Genomic DNA, 2,913 nt, shown 5'->3' on the forward strand with positions numbered 1-2,913 from the left:
GCGGGCCCGGGCGCGGCGCCGGCGGGCCTCGAACAGCTCCCGCGCGAGCATGGCCGTCGTCCAGGCGGCCCCGCAGGCCAGCAGCACGGTGAGGACGACCGCCCAGGCCGGCGCGGACGACAGGTCGTAGGCGGCGGTCACGGCGGGCGGGGCCGGGGCGAAGAGCTGGGCGCGGACGGTGCCGAACACGGCGGCGGCGCCCAGGGCGAGCGCGGTCACACAGCACAGCAGGACGGTGGCGACCAGGCACTGCCACACCCACAGGCCCACCACCGGCTCCCGCTCCGGCCACTTCGCCCGGGTCAGCGCCCGGGGGACGGGGACGGCGGCCGTCACGGCGACGAAGCTCAGCAGGAGCAGGCAGACGGTCATGCCACGGACTCCGGATCTTCTCGGAAGAGGGCGGCTCGGGACACAGCGGGCTGGTGCGCGGGGCGGGTGCGCGGGGGTCCGCGGGCTGCCGGCCGGACCGTCCGCACCGCCCGACGCCCAGTATGACGGCGCGGGGCGGTGCGAGGCAGGGGTCGGCCGGTTCCGGTCCGGCCGACCCAGTGGGAACGGTCCGGGTCAGGACGGCGTGGGCACCACCCGGCCGGTGACCTCGCCCAGTCCGACGCGCACCCCGCCGGGGCCGGGCGCCCAGGCCGTCAGGGTCACCTCGTCCCCGTCTTCCAGGAACGTCCGCTTGCCGTCGGGCAGTTCCAGCGGGTCGCGGCCGTTCCAGGTCAGCTCCAGCAGCGATCCGCGTTCCCGCTCGGTGGGCCCGCTGACCGTGCCGGAGCCGTACAGGTCGCCGGTGCGCAGGGACGCGCCGTTCACCGTCATGTGGGCGAGCTGCTGCGCGGCCGTCCAGTACATGGTGGAGAAGCGCGGCTCGGAGACGACGTGGCCGTTGAGGGCGACGGACATCCGCAGGTCGTAACCGCCCGGCTCCTCCTCCCGGTCGTCCAGGTAGGGCAGCAGGTCGTGGGTGCGCTCCGGCGGCGCCACCCGGGCCTCGTCCAGGGCGTCCAGCGGGGTGATCCACGCGGACACCGAGGTCGCGAAGGACTTGCCGAGGAACGGGCCGAGCGGCACGTACTCCCAGGCCTGGACGTCGCGCGCGGACCAGTCGTTGAGCAGGCACAGGCCGAACACGTGGTCCCGGAAGGAGCCGAGCGGCACCGGACGCCCCTGCTCCGACGGCACCCCGACGACGAAACCGACCTCGGCCTCGATGTCCAGCCGCACGGACGGGCCGAAGACCGGGGCGGGGTCGGCGGGCGCCTTGCGCTGGCCCGCGGGGCGCACGACATCGGTGCCGGACACCACGACCGTGCCGGAGCGGCCGTGGTAGCCGATCGGCAGGTGCTTCCAGTTGGGGGTGAGGGAGTCCGGGGCGTCGGGGCGGAACATCCGGCCCACGTTCCGCGCGTGGTTCTCGGAGGCGTAGAAGTCCACGTAGTCCGCGACCTCGAAGGGCAGGTGCAGGGTCACCGCGGACAGGGGGTGGAACAGCGGCTCCACGGTCTCCCGGTGCGCCGGGACGGTCACCCACGCGGTGATCGCCCGCCGCACGTCCGACCAGGCCGTCCGGCCCGCCGCCAGCAGGGCGTTGAGGGTCGGCCGGGCCAGCAGGGAGGCGTAGGGGGAGCCGAGCGCGTGGGCGGCGGCTCCGGCGTCGAGGACGTGGTCGCCGAGCCGGACGCCGACGGTCCGCTCCGACGAGCCGGGGGGCGAGAACACGCCGTACGGCAAATTGTGCGGGCCGAAGGGATCGCCCTCGGGGACATCGAAGGGGGGCATCGGGTGCTGCCTCGCTTTCGTGTGCGCAGTGCTCCACGTGTCCGTGGCCGTGCCACACGTTACGGGGGACACCCCCGTCTTGGGCAGGGCCGTCGTGATGGCGCGGTGGCGGACGGGGCAGGCCGACGGCGTGCGGGGCGCGGACGGGCCCGCGCACGCCGTCACTTGCGTACCGGAAGTTATCCACAGGACGCGACGCAATCTTGACGGAGCGGTGCGAACGGGGCGACTCTGGGCAGGTGCCGGAAGGCCTCGGGGAGGGGGTTTTCCGACGGCACCTCAGGGGGGCGGATGGCCATTGGGGAGGCCGGTCCGGGTTCGGTGCGCTCGGGTGTCCAGCCACGACGGCTGGAGGAGACCCTGCGTGCCCGGCTCGGCCGGGAATGCGTGTACATGCCGTCGTGCCGGCTCGGGCTGTACGTGGCGCTGCGTCACTGGTGCCCGCCCGGGGGCCGGGTCCTGATGTCGCCGGTCAACGACGACGTCATCTTCTTCGTCGTGCTGGCCGCCGGGCTGCGGCCGGTGCAGGCGCCGCTGAACCCGTTCGACGCGTCCATCGACATCGACGCCGTGCCCGCCGACGTGTGGGGTTCGCTCTCCGCCGTGCTCACCACGAACCTCTACGGCAACCCGGACCCGGCGCCCCGCCTGCGCGCGCGGTGCGCCTCGCTGGGCATCCCGCTGTTCGAGGACGCGGCCCACGCCATCGGCAGCGAGGTCGGCGGGCGCCCGGTCGGCGCCTGGGGCGACGCGTCGGTTTTCAGCCTTTCCAAGCATGTCGACGCCAAGGCGGGCGGCATGCTGGCGGTCGCCGACCCGGACCTCGCCGACGACCTGCGTGCCGCCCGCGACGAGCTGCTGGTCCCGCGCCGCGCCCGGTCCGAACTCACCTACGCGGTCCGGCCGTACGCCGAGGCCGCGGTCCGGGGCCTCGGGCTGCGCCGGGCCGCCTGGGCCACGCTGGGCCTGCTGGGGCTGACCGAGCGCGAGGGCATCCGGATGCCCCTGCGCCCCCGCGAGCTGAGCCGCGCCGCGGACGCCGCCCCCGACCTCGGCGCCCACCACACGTGGGTGCGCGTCGACATGCACGACTACCGGCTGGAGCCGGGCCCGGTGCGGCTGCGCCGG

At 75.0% G+C, this 2,913-nt stretch carries 2 protein-coding genes and 1 pseudogene; 1 reads left to right on the top strand and 2 read right to left on the bottom strand.

Annotated features, from left to right (window positions below; translation table 11 throughout):
- Window positions 1–372, bottom strand: a pseudogene (locus tag G3I53_RS19765) (M56 family peptidase); the annotation flags it as partial.
- A gap of 195 nt (window positions 373–567) precedes the next feature.
- The gene (gene fahA / locus G3I53_RS19770; protein WP_164337716.1) at window positions 568–1,785 is read right to left on the bottom strand and encodes a fumarylacetoacetase; all 1,218 of its coding nucleotides are present in this window, start codon (window positions 1,783–1,785) and stop codon (window positions 568–570) included.
- Between the two features lie 291 nt (window positions 1,786–2,076).
- On the opposite strand from fahA, the gene G3I53_RS19775 reads away from it, so the two are divergent.
- Window positions 2,077–2,913: DegT/DnrJ/EryC1/StrS family aminotransferase (locus G3I53_RS19775; protein WP_164438599.1), on the top strand; the 837-nt coding region annotated here is incomplete at its 3' end.

It is taken from the genome of Streptomyces sp. SID14436 (assembly GCF_010548465.1).
Lineage (GTDB): Bacteria > Actinomycetota > Actinomycetes > Streptomycetales > Streptomycetaceae > Streptomyces.

Bases quoted from the DNA above. Each gene is read 5' to 3' on its own strand.
- fahA (WP_164337716.1), bottom strand. From the start codon at position 1,785: ATGCCCCCCTTCGATGTCCCCGAGGGCGATCCCTTCGGCCCGCACAAT.